This window comes from Oleiphilus sp. HI0079, assembly GCF_001635105.1.
The window spans coordinates 1-1,255 of sequence record NZ_LWFT01000808.1; the positions used below are offsets into that span (position 1 = coordinate 1).

At 44.9% G+C, this 1,255-nt stretch carries 2 protein-coding genes; one reads left to right on the plus strand and one right to left on the minus strand.

Annotation, left to right across the window (positions count from 1 at the left end; genetic code table 11):
- The coding region (locus tag A3750_RS15165) for a hypothetical protein (RefSeq protein ID WP_156498618.1) at positions 1-469 on the minus strand (469 nt) is incomplete at its 3' end.
- 366 nt (positions 470-835) lie between these two features.
- Here A3750_RS15165 and A3750_RS15170 point away from each other — a divergent pair.
- Positions 836-1,255, plus strand: a 420-nt coding sequence (locus A3750_RS15170; RefSeq protein ID WP_156498619.1) for a response regulator, incomplete at its 3' end; no start/stop codon positions are given.

Consider the following 1,255-nt stretch of genomic DNA (forward strand, 5'->3'; position numbering starts at 1 on the left):
GCCAGTTGATCGCATCGATATTTCCTAACGGCGCGTCCCAACGATATAAGCTGAAACTCTTCGCCGCCTTGAAACTCAACACGACCTCGTAATCAGAGGTTAAATTCAGCGTGCCGAATAGCAAATTAAGACTGCCAGACGTGTTATCAATGTCATAAATACTGAAGTAATCGTTCGCGCCATTCACATCTTGCTTCGCCGCAAACGTCCAGTCCGCTTCGCCAAAAACACCAACACCGCTGTTATCTAAGCCCTCGTTTAACAAATGGCTAACGATGTCCGTCGCGTCACCATTGGTAACGTCATTTTCTCCGTTACCAAGTTCATACGAGCCGCTACATTCAGCATACATTGGAGACGTTACCGCCACCGTGCAGTTCGGGTCTTGAGTAAAGCTATACGCTGAAACCTGCCCAGCGATCAACACGCTAGCGCCGAACGCCAGCACACTTTTGGTTAATACATTCATACTGCCACCATCCCTTTAATGAATATCTTCTCTTCTTTCGTTTTTCTTCTTTCTTAAACTACGAATGCGTTCGCATCGACTTTTGAACATAACAGCGTCTAAAGCTTAAATTCGTTGCAAAAGTTGAAAGAAACGCTTTGTTACTATAACTTACAATTCGTTACACTTATTTAAGCATAGAAGCCGGCAAGACAACAATACCAAGTTCAAATAATGAACAATCGTTTTGTTAAGTTTAGGAATATGCTGATCAATGTCACTCTCGTGAAAAATGAAAAGTAACGAAAGTCAGCCCTTTGATGTCTTACCCGCTTCATAGACTCTGCTCGCGTCAATGAACACAACGCATCCCAATGGGGAAGGACTTTGAGCCAATTTAACGCAGTATCCGCGACGATTATCGAAGATACGCCAGCAAAATCGGCAATTCTACAAACGATGCTTAGCACACTTGGCATTGAGCAGATTCGCTCGTTTGAGATGGGCGAAGATGGCCTAAAGCACCTGTCGAGTGCAAATGATCAATCTGTCTTGTTCTTGGATCTCATGCTGCCGGATATAAGCGGGCAAGAGATTCTTCAGCACCTTGCAAGAAATCGCTTCAAAGGGTTTGTGATTATTAACAGTTTGTGCGAGACACGAATCGTTCAGACTGCCGTCAATATCGCTGCCAACTCAGGAATTCGCCTAATTGGTGCACTCAAGCCTGATTACACATTAGAGCACCTCGAGGAATTGCTGAGACGATGTGTACAAGGGCCCTATTCGCGTCGCGCAGTGCATGCA